The 19006-nt window shown below is 72.6% G+C and carries 19 protein-coding genes and 3 pseudogenes; 7 read left to right on the forward strand and 15 right to left on the reverse strand.

The annotated features are described in order from the left end of the window. Positions 1-18: 18 nt before the first annotated feature. The 4 genes from B1H29_RS31195 to B1H29_RS31210 form a co-directional block, all read right to left on the reverse strand. Positions 19-768 (reverse strand): hypothetical protein, encoded by a 750-nt coding sequence (locus B1H29_RS31195; protein ID WP_055420762.1) that lies wholly within the window; start codon positions 766-768, stop codon positions 19-21. Between the two features lie 53 nt (positions 769-821). Next, a complete protein-coding gene (locus tag B1H29_RS31200) occupies positions 822-1346 on the reverse strand; it encodes an RNA polymerase sigma factor (protein WP_167392568.1) in 525 nt (174 codons plus the stop codon). Between the two features lie 150 nt (positions 1347-1496). Continuing rightward, positions 1497-3254: an NAD(P)/FAD-dependent oxidoreductase gene (locus B1H29_RS31205; protein WP_055420760.1), complete on the reverse strand. Its 1758-nt coding sequence runs from the start codon at positions 3252-3254 to the stop codon at positions 1497-1499. 49 nt (positions 3255-3303) lie between these two features. Continuing rightward, complete coding sequence (locus tag B1H29_RS31210; RefSeq protein ID WP_055420759.1) at positions 3304-3963, reverse strand: hypothetical protein; 660 nt, start codon at positions 3961-3963, stop codon at positions 3304-3306. A 433-nt stretch (positions 3964-4396) separates the two neighbouring features. On the opposite strand from B1H29_RS31210, the gene B1H29_RS31215 reads away from it, so the two are divergent. After that, positions 4397-5266, forward strand: coding sequence for an alpha/beta fold hydrolase (locus tag B1H29_RS31215; RefSeq protein ID WP_055420940.1), 870 nt, complete (start codon positions 4397-4399; stop codon positions 5264-5266). Here B1H29_RS31215 and B1H29_RS31220 read toward each other — a convergent pair. Then, positions 5218-6096 (reverse strand): alpha/beta fold hydrolase, encoded by an 879-nt coding sequence (locus B1H29_RS31220; protein WP_055420758.1) that lies wholly within the window; start codon positions 6094-6096, stop codon positions 5218-5220. The genes B1H29_RS31215 and B1H29_RS31220 overlap by 49 nt on opposite strands. Before the next feature lie 192 nt (positions 6097-6288). Between B1H29_RS31220 and B1H29_RS31225 the strand changes: the two genes are divergently transcribed. After that, positions 6289-7176, forward strand: coding sequence for an RNA polymerase sigma-70 factor (locus tag B1H29_RS31225; protein WP_055420757.1), 888 nt, complete (start codon positions 6289-6291; stop codon positions 7174-7176). Positions 7177-7354: 178 nt separating this feature from the next. Further along, on the forward strand, positions 7355-8116 hold the full coding sequence (locus tag B1H29_RS31230; RefSeq protein WP_055420756.1) for a GntR family transcriptional regulator: 762 nt from the start codon (positions 7355-7357) through the stop codon (positions 8114-8116). 346 nt (positions 8117-8462) lie between these two features. Here the strand turns inward: B1H29_RS31230 and B1H29_RS31235 are convergent, their stop codons facing one another. The 3 genes and pseudogenes from B1H29_RS31235 to B1H29_RS31245 form a co-directional block, all read right to left on the reverse strand. Then, positions 8463-9617 carry an ROK family transcriptional regulator gene (locus tag B1H29_RS31235; protein WP_055420755.1) on the reverse strand — a complete coding sequence of 385 codons (1155 nt, stop codon included), beginning with the start codon at positions 9615-9617 and terminating at the stop codon, positions 8463-8465. Between the two features lie 220 nt (positions 9618-9837). Further along, positions 9838-10019, reverse strand: a pseudogene (locus B1H29_RS31240) (response regulator transcription factor); the annotation flags it as partial. Positions 10020-10033: 14 nt separating this feature from the next. Then, a pseudogene (locus B1H29_RS31245) lies at positions 10034-10366 on the reverse strand (sensor histidine kinase); the annotation flags it as partial. Positions 10367-10398: 32 nt separating this feature from the next. Here B1H29_RS31245 and B1H29_RS39565 point away from each other — a divergent pair. After that, positions 10399-10798, forward strand: a pseudogene (locus B1H29_RS39565) (ATP-binding cassette domain-containing protein); the annotation flags it as partial. 208 nt (positions 10799-11006) lie between these two features. Beyond that, positions 11007-11447, forward strand: a complete 441-nt coding sequence (locus B1H29_RS31255) for a hypothetical protein (protein ID WP_055420751.1) — start codon at positions 11007-11009, stop codon at positions 11445-11447. A 67-nt stretch (positions 11448-11514) separates the two neighbouring features. Here B1H29_RS31255 and mug read toward each other — a convergent pair whose 3' ends face one another. From mug to B1H29_RS31285, 6 genes are all read right to left on the reverse strand, one after another. Next, entirely contained in the window at positions 11515-12066 is a 552-nt protein-coding gene (gene mug / locus B1H29_RS31260; RefSeq protein WP_055420939.1) for a G/U mismatch-specific DNA glycosylase, read from the reverse strand. Then, positions 12063-13505, reverse strand: a complete 1443-nt coding sequence (gene purB / locus B1H29_RS31265) for an adenylosuccinate lyase (protein ID WP_055420750.1) — start codon at positions 13503-13505, stop codon at positions 12063-12065. Before purB ends, mug begins: the two co-directional genes overlap by 4 nt. Before the next feature lie 85 nt (positions 13506-13590). Continuing rightward, a complete protein-coding gene (locus tag B1H29_RS31270) occupies positions 13591-14373 on the reverse strand; it encodes an SGNH/GDSL hydrolase family protein (protein WP_055420749.1) in 783 nt (260 codons plus the stop codon). Between the two features lie 67 nt (positions 14374-14440). Continuing rightward, positions 14441-15472, reverse strand: coding sequence for a hemolysin family protein (locus B1H29_RS31275; RefSeq protein WP_055420748.1), 1032 nt, complete (start codon positions 15470-15472; stop codon positions 14441-14443). After that, positions 15469-16821 carry a hemolysin family protein gene (locus B1H29_RS31280; protein WP_055420747.1) on the reverse strand — a complete coding sequence of 451 codons (1353 nt, stop codon included), beginning with the start codon at positions 16819-16821 and terminating at the stop codon, positions 15469-15471. The genes B1H29_RS31275 and B1H29_RS31280 overlap by 4 nt, the downstream gene beginning before the upstream one ends. 203 nt (positions 16822-17024) lie before the next feature. After that, the gene (locus B1H29_RS31285; protein ID WP_055420746.1) at positions 17025-17450 is read right to left on the reverse strand and encodes a GNAT family N-acetyltransferase; all 426 of its coding nucleotides are present in this window, start codon (positions 17448-17450) and stop codon (positions 17025-17027) included. Positions 17451-17554: 104 nt separating this feature from the next. Here B1H29_RS31285 and B1H29_RS31290 point away from each other — a divergent pair, with 104 nt between their 5' ends. After that, entirely contained in the window at positions 17555-17782 is a 228-nt protein-coding gene (locus tag B1H29_RS31290) for a toxin-antitoxin system antitoxin component (RefSeq protein WP_055420745.1), read from the forward strand. A 33-nt stretch (positions 17783-17815) separates the two neighbouring features. Continuing rightward, positions 17816-18190: a hypothetical protein gene (locus B1H29_RS31295; RefSeq protein WP_055420744.1), complete on the forward strand. Its 375-nt coding sequence runs from the start codon at positions 17816-17818 to the stop codon at positions 18188-18190. 9 nt (positions 18191-18199) lie between these two features. Here B1H29_RS31295 and B1H29_RS31300 read toward each other — a convergent pair whose 3' ends face one another. Continuing rightward, on the reverse strand, positions 18200-18889 hold the full coding sequence (locus B1H29_RS31300) for a class I SAM-dependent methyltransferase (RefSeq protein WP_055420743.1): 690 nt from the start codon (positions 18887-18889) through the stop codon (positions 18200-18202). Between the last annotated feature and the right edge of the window lie 117 nt (positions 18890-19006).

Below are 19006 nucleotides of genomic sequence, written 5' to 3' on the forward strand. Positions count from 1 at the left end.
GGACGGTGGCACGGCGGGTCAGCTCGAGGACGAGGACTGTCCGCCCTGGGACTGCCCGCCCCCCTGCTGGCCGGTGAGACCCTGCAACGCGGCGAGGCCCTGCTGGCCGGCCTGGGCGGGCAGGTTGGTCAGGTTCTGCAGGCCCTGGAGCGCGTCGATGAGCTTGGGCAGCACCTGGAGGAGCTGGGTGAGCTGGGTCGGCAGCGACATGAGGTCGCCGACGCCGCCCGCGGCCTGTCCGACGCCGCCGGCGAGCTGCCCGAGCCCACCGAGGGCGCCGGCCGCGCCGCCGACCGCGGCGAACGGGTTGGCCGCGCCGCCCAGCGCGGCCAGCGGGTTGCCCGCCCCGCTCAGGGCGGCCAGCGGATTGCCGGCACCGGCGAGGGCCGCGAGCGGGTTGCCCGCGCCCGCGGCGCCGGTGAGCGCGGCCAGGGGGTTGCCCGCACCCGCACCCGCGACTCCGCCGAGCGCGGCCAGGGGGTTGCCCGCGCCCGCGAGGGCCGCCAGCGGGTTGCCGGCACCCGCGCCCGCGAGGGCGGCCAGCGGGTTGGCGGCACCCGCGAGCGCGGTCGCCGGATTGACGACCCCGGCCAGCGCGCCCAGCGCGTTCGCGGGCAGCCCGGCCAGTGTGTCGACGGCGTTGCCGGAGCCGGACGACCCGGGTTTGTCCGCCCGGTTCAGCATGTCGTCGAAGGCCTCCTTGCTGCTGTCGGCCATATTCCCGACCAGGTCCTTGAAGATGTCCTGAATGTTCTTGCTGTTGGACATGAAAGGGGTCCCTTTCCGTTTCTCTGCGATGGGAGAGGAGTGGATTCGGGGTGCTATCGGGCGCAGCCTTCCAAGGCTTTCACGCACGCGTTCTTCAACCGTGCGCGGCCCCTGGTGAAAGCGGCCTCGGCCGCCTTTACGGAGATGTTGTGTATGCGGGCGAATTCCGCAGTGGAAATTCCCTTGGCGCGGGCGAGTATGACCTCCTGCTCTCGCCCCCGCAGGTGTTGTACCTGGCCCAGCAGCCATCTGCCGAAGTCCTCGTCGCAGACGTCCTCCTCGGTCGTACCCGGGGTGTCCGCGAGCGCCGCTCGCTGGAGGAGTCTGCTGCGACGCTCCAGGTCACGATAGAAGTCGATGCAGAGGCGAAGCGCCACGGACGTCAGAAAGGCACCGAGTCGATTCCTGTCCAACGCGGCATGGGCGGCTGCGCGGGCCATGGTTTCCTGAACGCAGTCCTCGGCGTCCTGAAAACTCGGCAGTCTTCGCCGAACCAGCCGCATGAGGCGGTCCTGATGCTGGAAGATGTCTTCCCAGGAGCATTCAGCGGGCGATTGGCAGGTGGAATGTCGCACCATCGTGGATCGCAGCCCGTTGTCTCTCGGATTGAGGAGGGAGAACCGCGGCCGACTTTCTATTTGTCGGCCATGTGGTTTTCCTACCCGAGACCCTGGAGCGGCAAACCGGATTAAGTTTCTCCACCGGTCGGCAGGAATGTTTTTTCGTGCTCATTTCCGAGGAGCGGGACGCCGTGCCCAGTCGCGGTTCCAGTTGAGCCACATGTCCCTTGCGGTCTGGTGCACTTGAGAGCCGCCGGCGCGCAGCTCGGTGGCGTACGCCTGGATGGCCTCCTTGCCCACCAGCCGCGCTCCGCCGGTGAAGTAGGAGCCCCGGACGTGCCGCGGTGAGCGGTACTTGCCCCACAGCAGGATCTTCATCAGGGGCCAGAGGGTGAACACCCCGGACGGGCAGCGGTTGCCGGGGTCCAGAGTCCGCCACACGGCCGGGACCAGTCCGCTCTCGCCGAGCATCTCGTAGATCCGCGCGATCGCCTGCTCCTTCGTCGACTCGCCCGCGCGATAGGCGAGTACGGCATCGCGCGACTGGTCGAACATCCGCTCCACCCAGGGATTGTCCATCCCCTGGAGGCCTCGGTAGGGCGGCAGCTCCAGCGTGTCGAAGCAGGCCGGGTCGTGGGTCTTCTCGAACGTCACGGCGGCCTGGTTCTGCGCGTTCGTGCCGTACAGCGTGGTGATGGTCCACACCCGGTTCCAGGCGTTCCACAGGTCGAAGTCGTCGAACGCGATGTAGCTGCAGGACACCAGGTCGTCGTAGAACCGGAACATGCGCTTGGTCCAGTGGTCCAGGTACGCGAACCGGGACGTGTCGAAGTCGTCCTGGCGCACCGCGGCGATGAGCCGGTGGCTCAGCGCGTTGAGTGCCATCACGGTGACGGCGAGCCCGCTGGAGAAGAGCGGGTCGATGAAGTCACTGGCGTGCGGCAGCAGGCACCACCGGTCACCGACCACCTTCTGCGAGGCGAACTGGGTGCGGTCGGTGGACACGTACGGCCGTACCGCCCGTGCTCCCTCGAACTGCCGCGCCACGCTGGGGAAGCGGCGCACGTACCGCCAGAACTCCTCCTCCGCCGGGATGTCGTCCGGACGGGGGTGCTGGTCGAGGTCCAGGTTGACGCCCACGCTGCACAACCCGCTCGTACTGGTCGACTGGTTGTCGAACGGGATGACCCAGAACCAGCCGCCCCGGAACATGTGGTGGAGCGTTCCCTGGCTGAACGGGCTGGGCATGCCGTGCTGCTCGCGCGCGGGCGCCACGGCGTCGAAGGGGCGCACGTCCACCATGTGCGTGAAGATCGTGCGCGACCGCGTGCGGTAGGGCGGTTCCTGCCGCAGCCCGAGCCGCTCGGGCAGGACTGCCCGCATGCCGCCGGCGTCCACCACGTACGAGGCCCGGAAGGTGCCCCGGTCCCGGGTGACGAGCGTGGCACCGTCCTCCTCGAACTTCACGTCGTCGACCATGGTGTGGGTGTACGCGGTCACGCCGTAGGACACGGCGACGTGGAACATGTAGGCGTCCACGTCCTGCCGGAAGTAGTGCGAGTCGGGGCCGAGCGGCGGGCCCCAAGTGGGGTACTGGGTGCATTCGTCGGGCCGGGTGGGCTCGCCCTCCCGGTGGTAGACGAAACTGAAGTTCCGCTTGACTCCGCAGTTCGACGACACGTGGCGGCGCAGCGCCCCGTTGGTCGCCAGGTGCTCGAGTTCCGGGACGTCGTAGCGGCGGGCCAGGACCCTGAGGCCGAACGTGGTCTCGGGGACGGTGGACTCTCCGATGGCGAACCTGGGGTGGCCGCTGCCTTCCAGCAGCAGCACCCGCACGCCGTGGCGTGCGAGAACGGTCCCCAGCATCGTCCCGCCGATGCCGCCTCCGACGATGGCGACATCGAAAACACGCTGGTCTTCTTGCATGTCTGCGGTTCCTTTCGCGACGGGAAGGGCGAGTCGCCGGACGTTCCGGTCACCCTCGGGCGACCGGGGAGCCCGGCAGTACCCGGCGCAGCCCGCAGGCCACCAACCGGGCGGAGAAGGACACGGCGAACCCGGGGGTGGGTGCCAGCGCGGTCAACATTCCGCGATCGCCCGGGATGTGGCGTTCGCCGCGCCCGGTGACGTCCAGCCACGCACCGAAGTGCAGCAGTCGCGCCTCGGGCCCGGCGTCGCGCGCGGGAAACGGCCTCATGTGCTCGCGCACCGCGCGCGTGAGGGTGGTGCGCCGCTCCGTGCCCACCTGCTGTCCCGCCAGGAAGCGGTCGAGCAACTGGGCGGAGCGGCGGGGGAATCCGCCGCGGCCGAGAGGCGCGCGCCCCGCCAGCCCGGTGTCGTGGAATGCCGCGGCGGCCAGCAGGCCGACCCGGTCGTAGGCGGTGCCGTGGGTCCGCGCGCGGGCGTCGGCCAACAGGAACGTCCGTAGGGAGTGCACGGCGAGGCGCGGTGGCAGAAGCCGGCGCATCTCCGTCAGCGCGGCGCCCGCGAGGGGGTGCCCGAGCAGCTCCGCGAGGGCCGGGTGGCCGAGCAGGGGCCGCCACGCCCCGGGAAACGCCTCCGGTGGATGCGCGCGCGAACTGACGCCGTTGTCACCGGAGTCGGGAACCCCAGGCTTTCCAGGCCCTGCGGCCATGACCCAAACCCCCTTGCCTTGGCACCTCTTGGCGGTGTCCGTCTCACCTGTCTTTACGCTTGGGCCGCGCCTCGCCCCCCGTTTCACAACAAGCCGTCCATGTCCGCGTGTTGACGCAAAACCGGCGGCGCGCGACTTCGGGAACGCGCTCCGGGCGTGCGTTCCGGCCGCTCATTCGGACGGGTCCCGCGCGGGGGTGGGCGGGCAGTCCGAAGTCCGTGATCGCCGTTCGCCGGTAGTACGCCTGCTGCGCGTCGCCGCCGCTCGCCCGGTGCCACGGCTGACCGCGTAACCCACTCGAATGAATGAGCCCTACTTACTCCAAGGGGTGAATTCTTTCCCCCGGTAGAGGGATCGTTGCGGATTTCGATAGACGCGAGACTGGGTAATCGGATCGAACTCAGCGTCATTCCCCGACCAGATGGAGAACACCGTGAGTTTCCTCAATCCCCGTATCCCCGGAGCCAATTCGGACGACGTCGTCACGGACATCATCGAATCACCGCACCGCCTGGGTGCGGTCGCCCAGGCCGGCGGGGCGCAGGTCATCGCCACCGTGGACGTGCAGGCGGGAGAGGACGACTGGAACACCCCGCCGACCGCGGAGCACCCCCGTCCGGTGGTGCTCGTGCACGGCACCTTCGGCAACCGCGGCTACACCTGGAACACGGCGACGCCTCTCCTCCGACAGCACGGTCACCGCGTCTTCCGGCTCGACTACGGCCGGCACGGCAACCCCGTGATCTTCGGCCTCGGCGACATCAAGCACTCCGCCCGGCAGCTCGCGGACTTCGTCGACGAGGTGCTGCGGCGGACCGGTGCCCAGCAGGTCGACCTGGTCGGCTTCTCACAGGGCGGCATGATGCCGCGCTACTACCTGAACGCCCTGGGCGGAGGACCCAAGGTGCACAACTTCGTCGGCATCTCGCCCAGCAACCACGGAGTCACGGCGCAGGGGCTGATGAACCTCGCGCGCCAGATCCCCGGCGCGGTGGAGCTGGTCGAACAGGGCGCCGTGGGGGAGGTCGTGCCGGCCTGGCCGCAGCTCCAGCACGACCACCCCTTCCAGCGCGAGCTGGCCGGCCTCGGCGAGACGACGGAGGGCGTCCGCCACACCGTCATCGCCACCCGGTACGACGACGTGGTCACCCCGTACACGTCGTGCTCCCTCGCGGAGACCGAGGGCCGCTACGTCAACAACATCGTCCTGCAGGACATCGACCCGGGCGACCACACCCCGCACGTGAGCATGCCCTACAACGCGACCGTGCTGAACGAGGTGCTCAAGGCCCTGGCCGACTGAGCCCGGCTGCCGTCCAGGAGGACGCGGGCGACCAGTGCCGGGTCGTCGTTCATCGGGACGTGGCCGCAGCCGGGCAGCCGCACCAGGCGGGCCCGCGGAATGGCGTGCTTGGCGCGTATGCCCTGCCTCCGCAGGAGGAGCCGGTCCCGGTCGCCCCACGCGACCGTGACCGGGATGCCGGGCACGTCGTCGGTGAACAGCACGCTCCGCCCGGCCCGGAGCGTCTGGGAGAACCCCTCGGCGTGTGCGAGCGCGAGCGTCTCGGCGACGACGGCCTCGGGGGAGCGGCGGCCGGGGCGGGCGTAGATCGTACTGGTCAGGGCGGTGCGGCCGACCGCGGTGCGGGACAGCCGCTCCACCAGCGGAAGGGGCAGACTCCGGGCGGTCCGGCGCATCCCCAGCAGCACGCCGAACGCGTACCGCCGCTCGGCCCGCGTCCAGAACCCGGCCGGGGACAGGGCCGTCACCGAGCGCACCAGGTTCGCCCGGCCGAGTTCCAGGGCCAGCAGGCCGCCGAGCGAGTTGCCGGCCGCGTGCGGTCGGTCGAGTCCCAGCGCCGCGCAGAAGGCGCCGAGCACCGCGTTCGTCGTCGTCAGGTCGTGCGGCAGCCCGTGCGGCAGCGCGGACGACTGCCCGAACCCCGGCAGGTCCACGGCGATCACCTCGCGCTCGGTCGCGAGGATGTCGACCACCGGGTCCCAGGCCTGCCGGTGATGACCTATGCCGTGCAGCAGGAGCAGGGGCTCGCCGGTGCCGACGCGGGTGTAGGCGAGGGTGATGTCCTGCGGACCGTGCCCGGTGGGGGCGGTGAAGGAGAGCGTTGCGGACATGGGGCTCCTTGTCTGAACACGTGTCTCCGGGAACGCGTGCGGCCGGAGCACATGAGCGATGCCGACGTTGCGTAGACAGCCTGTCAGTAAGAGCTACCGACGGGTAGCCCCCGGTCGCCGTCCTTTCCGACGGCCTCCGGGCGGAGGCGTTTCCGCCTGGACACGGCCGGACGCGTCCGCTGGGATGGAGCGGTGACCACCGAAACCGCGACCGACGTCTTCGAAGAGCACCGCCCCGTCCTCCAGGGGGTCGCCTACCGCATGCTGGGCCGCCTCGCCGACGCGGAGGACGTGGTCCAGGAGGCGTGGCTGCGCTGGTCCGGTGCCGACCGGTCCGGCGTCCGGGAGCCGCGCGGATACCTGGTGCGCGTCACGACCCGCCTCGCCATCGACCGGCTGCGCCAGATCAAGTCGCGGGGCGAGACCTACGTCGGCCCCTGGCTGCCCGAGCCCTACGTCACCGACTTCGGGGACGCCGTGCCCGACACCGCCGAGCGGGCCGTCCTCGCCGACTCCGTGTCCTACGCGGTCCTCGTCGTGCTGGAGTCCCTGTCACCGCTGGAGCGGGCGGTGTTCGTCCTCAGGGAGGCGTTCGGCTACCCGTACGCCGAGATCGCCGCGATGCTGGAGCGCGGGGAGGCGGCGGTGCGCCAGCTCGCCGGGCGGGCCCGCAAGCACGTCGACGAGCGGCGGCCCCGCTACGACGTCGACCCGGTGCAGCGCCGGGACCTCACCGAACGCTTCCTCGCCGCCGCGGCCGACGGGGACCTCGAAGGGCTGCTGGCACTGCTCGCCCCGGAAGTCCGGCTGGTGGGCGACAGCGGTGGCAAGTCCAGGGCGCCGTTGCGGGTGCTGGAGAGCTCCGACAAGGTGGGCCGCTTCCTGCTCGGCGCCGCGCGGAAGGGGATCCCGGACTCCTCCTTCCGCTTCCTGGAGCTCAACGGCGGCCCGGCCCTGCTGGTCCTGTCCGGCGGCAGGCCCGACTCCGTCCTCCAACTGGATGTGGCCGACGGCCGCGTCCAGACGGTGTACATCGTCCGCAACCCCGACAAACTGGGCTCCCTGGTCGGCCTCGCCTAGGCGCGCCGTCCGTCACGCCCCCCAAGCCCCCGTCTCACGACGGGGGCTTCGCCGTCCTGTCGCGGGATTGGTCTTGACCAAGGGTGTGGGCCGTTTTATGGTCACAGAGAACTGCAACAACCTTTAATAAACAAGGGCGTCAAAACGCCGCCGGACCACGGCGATTGCGGAGGACAGGGTGGGGACCACGCAGTTGGAATCGGTGCCGGAACCGAAGTACTGGCATCTCAGGACCGTACTCAGCGAGGCCCTGGACTCGGAGTTCTCGGTGGGTGAGATCCTGCCCAACGAGCGCGACCTCGCCGCGCGCTTCGGCGTCGCCCGAGCCACGCTCCGCCAGGCCCTGGAACAGCTCGAACTGGAAGGCAGGCTCCAGCGCCGCCGCGGCGTCGGCACGACCGTCGCCCCGCCGCGCGTCGGTGTGGCCGTCGGCACCGAGCGGCACGACTGGCCGGGGGCGGCCGACGACGCCTGGGAACCGGCCGACTGCCTGACCGCCGCCCCGCCCGCGGCCGTCGCCGACGCCCTGGGCACCGGCCGGGACGAGCCCGTGCACATCGTCCGCCGCTCCCGCGTGACGCACGGCCAGCCCGTGGCGGCGGAGCTGCTCTACATCCCGCCGTCCTCGGTGCCCGGCCTCACCGCCATCGACACGCCCTCCGGCGCGGCACGCGCGCGTGCCGTACTCCGGGAACTGCAGCGCGGAGAGTTGGAGCGGCGGGAGAGCGCCGTTGAGCTGGGGTCGGCCGGGGCGGAGGACGCGAAGGAGCTGGACCGGCTCCCGGGAGCGCCCGTCCTCGTGGTCACCACCCGCTACCTCGCCGGGGGCCGCACCGCCGCGCTCTCCGTCGCCACCTACCGCGCGGACACCTGCCGGCTGACGTTCGGCGACTTCGGCGACGTGGAGATCCACCACGGCCCCGAGACCCGGGCGTCCTGAGTCCCGCGCGGCCCCGGACACCGCCGAGGCCGTCCCGGGCCGGTCCCGCGCCAGAACGCGGCTACCGGTCCCGGGCGCACGGCATCGCGGGCGCACGGCCTGCCGGGCTCCGCACCGGTCCGAGAGCCGACCCGGGCGGGTCGACGACCCGGGCGGGGGAGGTGGCTCGGTGGCCTGGGCGGGGAGTCGGCCCGGTCCGAGAGTCGAGCCGGGCGGAGAGTTGGCCTGGGCGGATCGACGACCCGGGCGGAGAGTCGACCCGGGCGGAGCGACGGCCCGGCGGGCCGTGGTGGCGGTGATCGGCGGCCTGTCCGACCCGTACCGGAGCCTTCCGGCCCGGCGCGGGTCAGCGCCGGGCCGTCGCCCCCTCCACCGCGAAGAGTTGCTCTTCCACGTGGTCGAGGGCCAGCCGCAGCGCGCCCGTCGCCACGGCGGCCTCGCCCAGGAGCGACAGCGTCACCTTCGGCGGACGCAGGCAGTAGCGGGCCAGCTCGCGCCGCAACGGCTCCAGCACGTCGTCCAGCCCGGCCGCCCAGCCGCCGACGACGACCAGCTCGGGATCGAGGGCCAGCACCATCGCCGCCACGTCGTGCACCAGCCGCTGGATGTAACGCTCGACGGCCGCGCGGGCCCGCTGGTCGCCCCGGCGGGCGTCGGCGAACACCTGGGCGACCGCCTGTTCGTCCAGCGGATGCAGCGGCTGGTCCGTGGTCGACAGCAGGGTCTCCGGCGTCACGTCCCGGCCCAGCAGATGCAGCGCGCCGGTCTCGCCGGCCGCTCCGCCGTACCCCCGGTGCAGCCGCCCGCCGATCAACGACCCCGCCCCGGGACTCAGCCCGGCCAGCACGAACACGATGTCGTCGGACTCGGTGGCGGCGCCCTTCCAGTGCTCGGCGACCGCCGCCGCGTTCGCGTCGTTCTCGACCAGCACCGGACACTTGAAGGACCGGCTCAGCCGCTCGCCCAGGCGCAGCCCCGTCCACTCGGGCAGCGCCGTGCTCAGCCGCACCGTGCCGTCCGCGTCGACGATCCCGGGAGAGGCGGCCCCCACGGCCCGCAGCGAGCCACGCGCGACACCGGCCCGGCGCAGCAGCTCGGCGACCGCCGTGCGCAGCCGCTCCAGCCGCTCGTCGGCCGGGGCGGTCTCGTCGACGTCCTTGGCCTGGGCGCCGATCACCCGGCCGTCCAGGTCGGACAGGAGCGCGGCGACGCGGTGCGGCCCGATCTCCAGGCCCAGCAGATGCCCGGCCTCCGCGCGGAACCGGAACCGCCGCGCGGGCCGCCCCTGCCGCCGGGCCGTGCCCTCGTCGGCGGCCGCCTCGATGACGAGACCGGCCTCGATCAGCCCCTCGACGACGCCCTCGACGGTCGGCCGGGACAGCCCCGTCACCCGGGTGATCTCGGTCAGCGTCGCGCAGTCCGTGGCACGCAACGCGTGCAACACCACAGCGGAGTTGATCCTCCGCAGCAGTGACGGGTCCCCGCCGGTCAGCCCGCCCAACGTCCGTCCTCCCAGCTCGTGCGCGTGTTCGCCGGATCGTACTCGGCCCGGTCCGCCCCGGCGAGGGCCGGTCCGCCCGTGCAGGCCCCCCCGTGGGGTGCCTCAGCCGGGCGCCACGAATCCGACTCGTACGCCGTGATCACCGCCTGCGTGCGGTCCCGGGCCCCAGCTTCGCCAGTACCGCGCTCACGTGCGACTTCACCGTCTCCGTGCCCACGACCAGCAGCGGCATCCGCACGTCCGGGGCGACCACGTCCGGCCACGACTGCCGCACCAGCGGAATGACCGCGGCCCCGTCGGCCGCCTCGCCGACCACCTCGATGTCGGGCTGTGCCTCCGGCACCGCCCGCAACCCCGCGCGCACGAGGGTTCGTCGTCCACGAGGAGTACTCTGACCGGCATCCGCCCAGCGTAGATCAGCCGGACGGCAGCTCGACGCGCACCTGCCAGTCACCGGAGCCGTCGGGCCCCGTGTGCGCCCGCCCGCCCAGCAGCGCGGCCCGCTCGCGTACGCCGCGCAGCCCGCTGCCGCGTCCGGGCGCGACCCTCGTGTCCGGCAGCGGATCGCGCACCTCCATGGTGAGCGCGCCGACCGCCACCTCGACGCTGACCCGCGCGGGCACCCCCCCGTGCCGCAGCACATTGGTCAGCGCCTCCTGGAGGATGCGTCAGCCCTCGCGGGAGCGGGAGACCGGGCCCGGCGAGGTCTCCGCAGGATCCGTGATCCCGGCGTCGACCTTCGCCCCGGAGCACGGGCGGACTCCAGGGGGGGGGCGGCGAGGGCACCCGACGAGCCGTCGACGACCTCACCTTCACCCTCCGCCCCTGCCGGGTCACCGGTCTCCTCGGCCCCAACGGCGCCGGGGAGGTCCACCACCATGCGACTCGTCCTGGGCCTCGACCGGCCCACCCCCGGGACCGCGACCGTCGGCGGACGGCCCTACGCCGCCCTGCACGAGCCGTTGCGGCACGTCGGCGCCCTGCTCGACGCGCACACCGCGCACGGCTCGCGCACCGCCCGGGACCACCTGCGCGTCCTGGCGGCGAGCAACCGCGTCCCGTGGCGCCGGGTGGACGAGGTGATGGAGGAGACGGGTAGCGCGTCGGTGGCCCGCCGCCGGGTGAAGACGTACTCCCCCGGCATGCGCCGGCGGGCCCTGTCGGTCCTGGTCCCCCTCCTCCTGATCATCTCCTTCGTGTTCGGGGACGCGGCGGGCGGTGCCACGGACTTCCTGCCGGACAAGGCGGGGCAAGTCTTCCTGTACCAGACGCACGACGGAAGTCTGGGGCCGTGGGCCGGACTCGCGGTGACCGCGCGGCCGGGACGCCTGACGCCGGCCGTCGCTGACGCCCCGCCAATTGTCAGTGGGGGCCGGTTTACTGGACGGCATGAACATCGCGCAGCACATCGCCCTCATCGACGAGCTGTGCTTCCGGCCCTTCCCGGCGGAGCACGGCCCGTCGGACGGGGGCACAGGGGGGCCCGGTCATTTCGTGGCGGTCCTGGCAAGCAGCAACGGCCTGCGCGGCGGCGACCAGGGGGAGCGGCCGGTGACGGTGGGGCAGTACGAGAAGTACCGCGACGCCCTGTACGAGCGCCTCGCCCCGCGCTGGGGCGAGACGGACCCCTGGAACCTGCAGACGGTCCTGCTGCGGACCGAGAGGGAGGAGATACCCGAGCCGTGGGCCGGCCTCGGCGCCCGCGCGCGCACGGCGTACCTCTGGGAGGCGGGCGGCACCGGCCGCTGGGTCGCGGTGGCCGTCGCGGACCGGGACGAGACGGACGAGGTGCAACTGCTCGCCGTCATCACGGAGAAGGCACCACCGTGACCGCCGTCTCCGCGTGCGCCTCCGTCTCCGTCTCCGCGTGCGCCTCCGTCTCCGTCTCCGCGTGCGCCTACGCCTCCGTCTCCGCCGCGGCCCGCAGCCGCGCGAACTCCTCCGCCATCGTCTGCGCCGTCCAGTGCGCGTTGAGCCCGCTGGGGTTGGGCAGCACCCACACGCGCGTGTCCCCGATCGTCCGCTCCTGCGGCCCCACCCGGGCCTTCCGGTCGTCGAACGCCGCCCGGTACGCGGTGACCCCGACCACGGCGAGCCAACGGGGCCGCAGCCGCGCCACCTTGAGCGCCAGCAGCCGGCCGCCCTCCCGGTACTCCTCGGCGGTCAGCTCGTCCGCCCGCGCGCTGGCCCGCGCGACGACGTTCGTGATGCCGAGACCGTACGACGGCAACTCGCCCTGCTCGGAGGGCTTCAGCAGCCTCGGTGTGAACCCGGACAGATGCAGCACCGGCCAGAAGCGGTTGCCGGGACGGGCGAAGTGGTGGCCCGTCACCGCCGTCATCAGGCCGGGGTTGATGCCGCAGAACAGCACGCGGAGACCGTCCGCGACGACGTCCGGTACGAGTCGGTCGCGGGCGGCCTCCAACTCGGCGCGGGTGAAGCGCGTCAGAGGATCGCTCCGGGGGTGTAGCCCGCGGCCGCCGGGTGCTGCTTGACGATCTCCTCGATCCGGCCGACGAGCACGCCGACCTGATCGGCCGCGGCGCCCGTGAAGGACAGCTTGTCGGCCATCAGCGCGTCCAGCCCGGCCCGGTCCAGCGGGATGCGCTCGTCGGCGGCCAGTTGGTCGAGCAGCTCGTTGCGCTCGGCGCCCTGCTCGCGCATCGCCAGCGCGGAGGCGACGGCGTTCTCCTTGATCGCCTCGTGCGCGACCTCGCGGCCGACGCCGGCCCGCACCGCGCCCATGAGGACCTTGGTGGTGGCCAGGAACGGCAGGTAGCGGTCCAGCTCCCGGGCCACGACGGCCGGGAAGGCGCCGAACTCGTCGAGGACGGTCAGGAACGTCTCCAGCAGTCCGTCGAGGGCGAAGAACGCGTCGGGCAGGGCCACCCGGCGCACCACCGAGCAGGACACGTCGCCCTCGTTCCACTGGTCGCCCGCCAGCTCGCCGGTCATCGAGGCGTAGCCGCGCAGGATGACCATCAGGCCGTTGACGCGCTCGCAGGAGCGGGTGTTCATCTTGTGCGGCATCGCGGAGGAGCCGACCTGGCCGGGCTTGAAGCCCTCGGTGACCAGCTCGTGCCCGGCCATCAGCCGGATCGTCTTCGCCAGCGAGGACGGCGCCGCCGCGAGCTGCACCAGCGCGGTCACGACCTCGTAGTCCAGCGAGCGCGGGTAGACCTGGCCGACCGAGGTGAACGCCTGCGAGAAGCCCAGGTGCCCGGCGATCCGCCGCTCCAGCTCCGCGAGCTTGCCCGCGTCCCCGCCGAGCAGGTCCAGCATGTCCTGGGCGGTGCCGACCGGGCCCTTGATGCCGCGCAGCGGGTAGCGGCCGAGCAGCTCCTCCACCCGGCCGTACGCGACGAGCAGCTCGTCGGCGGCCGTGGCGAAGCGCTTGCCCAGCGTCGTGGCCTGCGCGGCGACGTTGTGGGAGCGGCCGGCCATGACCAGTTCGGCGTACTCGCCGGACAGCTTGCCCAGCCGGGCGAGGACGGCCACCGAGCGGTCCCGGATCAGCTCCAGCGAGAGCCGGACCTGGAGCTGCTCGACGTTCTCCGTCAGGTCGCGGGAGGTCATGCCCTTGTGCACGTGCTCGTGCCCGGCGAGGTCGTTGAACTCCTCGATCCGCGCCTTCACGTCGTGCCGCGTGACCTTCTCGCGCTCGGCGATCGAGGCCAGGTCGACCTGGTCGAGGACGCGTTCGTAGTCGGCGATCGCGGCGTCGGGCACGTCGATGCCGAGGTCCTTCTGGGCCCGCAGCACGGCGAGCCAGAGCTGCCGCTCCAGCTTCACCTTCTGCTCGGGCGACCAGAGCGTGGCGAGCTCGGCGGAGGCGTAGCGTCCGGCGAGGACGTTCGGGATGCGGGGCTTGGCGGGAGCGGAAGTCACGTAGACGGATTCTACTGGCGATTCCTGCAGGCCAGCTCCACGGGGCTCTTCGTCGGAACCTACGAAGGCTCTGCCGGTCCACGGATCACGGCGCCAGGTCCTCGTAGGGCAGCAGCTCCGGGCGCTTGGGCGGCAGGCCGTCCCCGGACGACCGTCCGGTCAGCCTGCGCCCTATCCAGGGCAGCAGGTGCCGCCGGGCGAACCGGACGTCAGCGGTCCGGCGCAGGAACCAGCCCGGCGGGGGCGTCGCCGGGACCGGCGCGTGCCACTCGGGATCCTCGGGCTCGTAGCCGAGCGCCTGCCACACGGCCTCCGCCACCCGGCGGTGCCCGTCGGCGGTCAGGTGCAGCCGGTCCACGTCCCACATGCGCGGGTCGGCCAGCGAGTGGGCCCCGTACAGGTCGACGACCACGGCGCCGTGCTCCTTGGACAGGTCGTCGATGATCGCGAACAGGGCCTCCATGCGCGGCCGGAACCGCTCCAGCACCGGACCCTGGCGGCCGGGACTGCGCATCAGCACCAGTTGCCCGCAGTTCGGGGCGAGCCGTTCCACGGCCTGCGTCAGCAGGTCCCGCACCCGGGCCATGTCGCACTTGGGGCGCAGCGTGTCGTTGAGCCCGCCGACCAGGGTGATCACGTCGGCTCCCATGGCCGCCGCCACGTCGACCTGCTCGTCGACGATCTGCCCGATCAGCTTCCCGCGCACCGCGAGGTTCGCGTACCGGAAGCCGGGGGAGCGGGCGGCCATCCGGGTGGCGAGGAGGTCGGCCCAGCCCCGGTAGGAGCCGTCGGGCAGCAGGTCCGACATGCCCTCGGTGAAGGAGTCGCCGACGGCGACGAGACTGGTGTGGGTGGGATTCGTCTGCATGGCGACAGAAATGGTAGCGCCTGCACATACCCACTGGTCGGTCGCCCTCCGCCGGGCCGGAAACGGCTCACGTCCGCTGCCCGAACAGTTCCCGCAGCACGTCCTCCATGGTCACCAGTCCCGCCAGCCGCCCGTCGGAGCCGATCACGGCCGCCAGATGCGTACGGCTGCGGCGCATCGCGGTGAGCACGTCGTCCAGCGGGGTGCGCTCCCGGGCCCGCGCGATGGGCCGCATGTCCCGCAGGCCGAACGGCAGGTCCCGCGGCGAGGCGTCCAGGGCGTCCTTCACGTGCAGGTAGCCGACGATCCGCCGCCCGTCGTCCACCACCGGGAAGCGCGAGAATCCCGACTCCGCCGACAGCCGCTCCAACTGCTCCGGGGTGATCCCCACGCGCGCGTGGACGACGCGCTCCAGCGGCAGCACCACGTCCCGCACCGGCCGCCGGCCCAGCTCCAGGGCGTCGTGGAGGCGTTCCTGGGCCCGGTCGTCGATCAGCCCGGCCTCGCTGGCGTCCTTGACGATCTCGGCGAGTTGCGCGTCCGTGAAGGTCGCCGAGACCTCGTCCTTCGTGTCGACCCTGAGCAGCTTGAGCAGCGCGTTCGCCAAGGCGTTGACCGTGAAGATCACCGGGCGCAGCGCCCGGGACAGCGCCACCAGTGGCGGCCCGAGCAGCAGCGCGCTGCGCACCGGCTCGGCCAGCGCGATGTTCTTGGGCACCATCTCGCCGAGCAGCATGTGCAGATACGTCGCCAGCGCGAGGGCGATCACGAAGGAGACCGCGTGCCCCGCGCCGGACGGCACGCCCACCGCGTGGAACACCGGCTCCAGCAGGTGCGCGATGGCCGGTTCCGCGACCACACCGAGGACCAGCGTGCACAGCGTGATGCCGAGCTGGGCCGCCGCCATCAGCGCCGACACGTGCTCCAGGCCCCACAGCACGCTCTTCGCGCGCCGGTCGCCCTCCGCCCCCGCCGCCCCGGCATCGACGTACTGCTCCACCTGGCTGCGGCGCACCGAGATCAGCGCGAACTCGGCACCCACGAAGAAGGCGTTGACGACGAGCGTCGCCAGACCGATCAGCAGTTGCACGGCGGTCACCGGCCGGCCTCCCCTTCGTCGGTGGTGTCGGCGGCGCGCGCGTCGTCGAGCGGCGCGTGCAGCAGTACCCGGGCCGCCCGGCGGCCCGTGGCGTCCACGACGTCCAGCCGCCAGCCGGCGACCTCCAGAGTGTCGCCGACGGCGGGGATGCGCCCCAGCTCGGCCGCGACCAGCCCGGCGACCGTCTCGTACGGTCCCTCGGGCACCTTGAGTCCCAAGCGCGCGAGCCGGTCCACGCGGGCCGCGCCGTCGGCCCGGTACAGAACGTGCCCCCGCTCGTCGGTGCCGGCCGGGTCCAGCTCGGGCGTCTCGTGCGGATCGTGCTCGTCCCGCACCTCGCCGACGACCTCCTCGACGATGTCCTCCAGCGTGGCCACACCCGCCGTCCCGCCGTACTCGTCGATCACCACGGCCATCGTGCGCCGCCCGGAGAGGCGGTCCAGCAGCCGGTCGACGGTCAGTGACTCCGGGACGAGCAGGGGCTCGCGCATCAGCTCGGCGACCGGGATCCCGGGCCGCCGCCCGGCGGGCACCGCCAGGACGTCCTTGACGTGCGCGGTGCCCACTACGGCGTCGAGCGTGTCCTGGTAGACGGGGAACCGGGACAGCCCGGTCGCCCGTGTCGCGTTCGCCACGTCCTCGCAGGTCGCCCGGGCGTCGAGGGCGATGACCTGCACGCGCGGGGTCATCACGTTCTGTGCCGTCAGGTCGGCCAGGTTCAGGGTGCGCACGAACAGCTCGGCGGTGTCCGCCTCGAGCGCGCCCTCCTTGGCCGAGTGCCGGGCGAGCGCGGCCAGCTCCTGCGGCCCACGCGCCGACGCCAGTTCCTCGGCGGGCTCCACACCGAAGACGCGCACGACGCGGTTGGCCGTGTTGTTGAGGTGGGTGATGAAGGGCCGGAACGCGGCGCTGAACCAGCGCTGCGGACCGCCCACCCGTTTGGCGACGGCCAGCGGCGCGGAGATCGCCCAGTTCTTCGGCACCAGCTCGCCGACGATCATCAGGAAGACCGTCGACAGGGCCGTACCCAGCACCAGCGCCAGCGACGAGGCCGCCGAGCGCGACACGCCGGCACTCTCCAGCGGACCCGCGATCAGCGCCGCGACCGAGGGCTCGGCGAGCATGCCGACCACCAAATTGGTGACCGTGATGCCGAGCTGGGCCCCGGAAAGCTGGAAGGTCAGGTTCCGTACGGCCTTCAGAGCGCTCGCCGCACCCCGCTCGCCGCGCGCCACCGCCCGCTCCAGCTCGCCGCGCTCGACGGTGGTCAGCGAGAACTCGGCCGCGACGAAGGCGCCGCACGCGAGCGACAGCAGGATCGCCACCAGCAGCAGGAGCACTTCGGTCATCGGGTCACCTCGGATCCATGATCGGCCAGGACACGGAGGATCGCGCGATCTCGTGCGCCGGGGGAGGAGCCGGACAGGCCCCGGGGAGGCGCCAGGGGGAGGACTCGGGGGAGGCCCCGGGGAGGCGCCGGCGGGAGCCGCCGGGGGGCGGCGCCGGGAGGGTCGCCGATGCGGACTCGCTCATGCGCCGGTGCTCACACCTTTCAGTCGGTGAGGGGCTTCACCCAGCGTCGCCACTGCTCCTCGGGCGCGTACCCGGCCGCCCGCCAGGCATGCTGGGCCCGCTCGTTGCGCCGCAGCACCATCGCGTCCCCGCGGCGCCCGCCCAGCCGTACGAAACGCTCCTCCGCGGCCGTGAGCAACGCAGAGCCGATGCCCTGACGCCGGTGATCCGGGTGCACCGCCAGCCGGTACAGATGGCAGCGCCAGCCGTCGAAGCCCGCGATCACCGTGCCCAGCAGGTCCCCGCCCCGCTCGGCCAGGAGCAGTGCCTGGGGGTCCCGGGCGACCAGCCGCTCCACGCCCTCCCGGTCGTCGCTGATGCTCGTCCCCTCGGCGGCCACCTTCCAGAAGGCCAGCACGGCGTCCAGGTCCTCGGGCCCGGCGGCCCGTACGCGCAGTTCGGTCATGCGGCGATCCCATCACGCGCGCCGGACCGCCACGCGGCATTCCGGCGTGCTCACGCCGGACGCGGCCCTTGCCGCTGCTAGCGTTTCGGCGCTAGCTTCGAGGCATGGCGAAGACCCGGAAGGCCCAGCTGAACGTGCGGGTGGACGAGGGCACCGCCCGGGCGGCCCGCGAGAAGGCCCTGGCCCGGGGGATGAGCGTCAACCGCTACATCGAGGAACTGGTCCGGCAGGACACCGGCGAGGCCGGCCACACCTTCGTGGAGGCCGCCGCCGACTTCATGCGGCAGTACGAGAAGGTGTTCACCGAGGAGGTCGGCGACGGCAGCCGCTGAGCCGTCGGACGAATCCCGCACGAGAGATCCCGGATGAGAGACCTCAGCATCGACCTCGCCTGGCTGCTGATGCTCGCCGAACAGCGCACCCCGGGAGACCCTCAGGTCACCGACTGGGGAGCGCTCGTCGCGGCCGTCGCCCGCCACCGGGCCGAGATATTCGACACCCCCGTCTACGACAGTCCGCACGCCCGCGCCGCCGCCCTGCTCCAGTTGCTGATCCACGTCCCGGCGCTGGAGCGCTCCAACGCCCTGTTCGCCTCCGCGGTCGCCTACGCCTACCTGGTCGCCAGCGGGGTCGAGGTCACCACCACGCCCGAGCGGGTGCGGGACCTCGCCCTGCTGGTCAAGAGCGGGGCGGCCTCGGTCGACGGCATCACGGAGGAACTGCGCCGGTGGAGCGGGTGAGCGCCCTGACTACGCCTCCGTCCCGGGCGGCCGCCAGGCCGTGCCGAGCACGCAGTACGAACTCGGCAGCGCCGGCCCGTTCTCCGGCATCATCACCCGCCGGTAGGGCCCGAGCGCGAAGCCCGCGTCCCGCAGCGCGGCGACCGGCTCGCGGGACAGGTGGCAGCCGCCGGACAGCGGAGGCCACAGCGTCCGGTCCAGCGCGCGCTGGGTGAAGGCCATCATCCGCCCACCGCCCCGGCCGTGCTCGAAGAACCGCACCTGTCCGCCGGGCCGCAGCACCCGCCGCAGCTCCCCGAGCGCCCGTGGCACGTCACGGACGCTGCACAGCACGAGCGAGACCACGGCGGCGTCGAAGGCCTCGCTCTTGACCGGGAGGGCCTCCGCCGCGCCCGGTGCCACGTCCACCGGCACCTGAGCGCGCAGCGCCGCCTCCACGGCCAGTTGCCGCAGCACGCGCTCCGGTTCGATGGCGACGACCTCCGAGACGGTGCCCGGGTAGTGCGAGAAGTTCAGCCCGTTGCCCGCACCGACCTCGATCACCCGCCCGGACAGCCCGGCGAGCAGCCGCTCACGAACACCCCCCATACCCATCCGGGTCTCCATGCCCACACTGACCCGGGCGTAGTAGCGGGCGAACAGCGGATGGTGCACGGCGTCCCGCGGCACTCCGCGGGCACGGGCGGATCGCAGTGCCATGGAACCTCCCTCACGAGGTGGTGCCTTACCGCGATTGTCCCCCGCGCGAGCCCCGCACACCCACCGCGCGGGCGCCTCGTTTCCGGGTACCGGGACGCCCGGCGGACGCGGGCTTGC

It is taken from the genome of Streptomyces pactum (assembly GCF_002005225.1).
In the GTDB taxonomy this organism is placed as follows: domain Bacteria; phylum Actinomycetota; class Actinomycetes; order Streptomycetales; family Streptomycetaceae; genus Streptomyces; species Streptomyces pactum_A.

Coding starts and splice junctions, on each gene's coding strand:
- B1H29_RS31195 (WP_055420762.1), bottom strand. CDS start 768: ATGTCCAACAGCAAGAACATTCAGGACATCTTCAAGGACCTGGTCGGG.
- B1H29_RS31200 (WP_167392568.1), bottom strand. CDS start 1,346: ATGGTGCGACATTCCACCTGCCAATCGCCCGCTGAATGCTCCTGGGAA.
- B1H29_RS31205 (WP_055420760.1), bottom strand. CDS start 3,254: ATGCAAGAAGACCAGCGTGTTTTCGATGTCGCCATCGTCGGAGGCGGC.
- B1H29_RS31210 (WP_055420759.1), bottom strand. CDS start 3,963: ATGGCCGCAGGGCCTGGAAAGCCTGGGGTTCCCGACTCCGGTGACAAC.
- B1H29_RS31220 (WP_055420758.1), bottom strand. CDS start 6,096: ATGTCCGCAACGCTCTCCTTCACCGCCCCCACCGGGCACGGTCCGCAG.
- B1H29_RS31255 (WP_055420751.1), top strand. CDS start 11,007: ATGAACATCGCGCAGCACATCGCCCTCATCGACGAGCTGTGCTTCCGG.
- B1H29_RS31270 (WP_055420749.1), bottom strand. CDS start 14,373: ATGCAGACGAATCCCACCCACACCAGTCTCGTCGCCGTCGGCGACTCC.
- B1H29_RS31280 (WP_055420747.1), bottom strand. CDS start 16,821: ATGACCGAAGTGCTCCTGCTGCTGGTGGCGATCCTGCTGTCGCTCGCG.
- B1H29_RS31285 (WP_055420746.1), bottom strand. CDS start 17,450: ATGACCGAACTGCGCGTACGGGCCGCCGGGCCCGAGGACCTGGACGCC.
- B1H29_RS31290 (WP_055420745.1), top strand. CDS start 17,555: ATGGCGAAGACCCGGAAGGCCCAGCTGAACGTGCGGGTGGACGAGGGC.
- B1H29_RS31295 (WP_055420744.1), top strand. CDS start 17,816: ATGAGAGACCTCAGCATCGACCTCGCCTGGCTGCTGATGCTCGCCGAA.
- B1H29_RS31300 (WP_055420743.1), bottom strand. CDS start 18,889: ATGGCACTGCGATCCGCCCGTGCCCGCGGAGTGCCGCGGGACGCCGTG.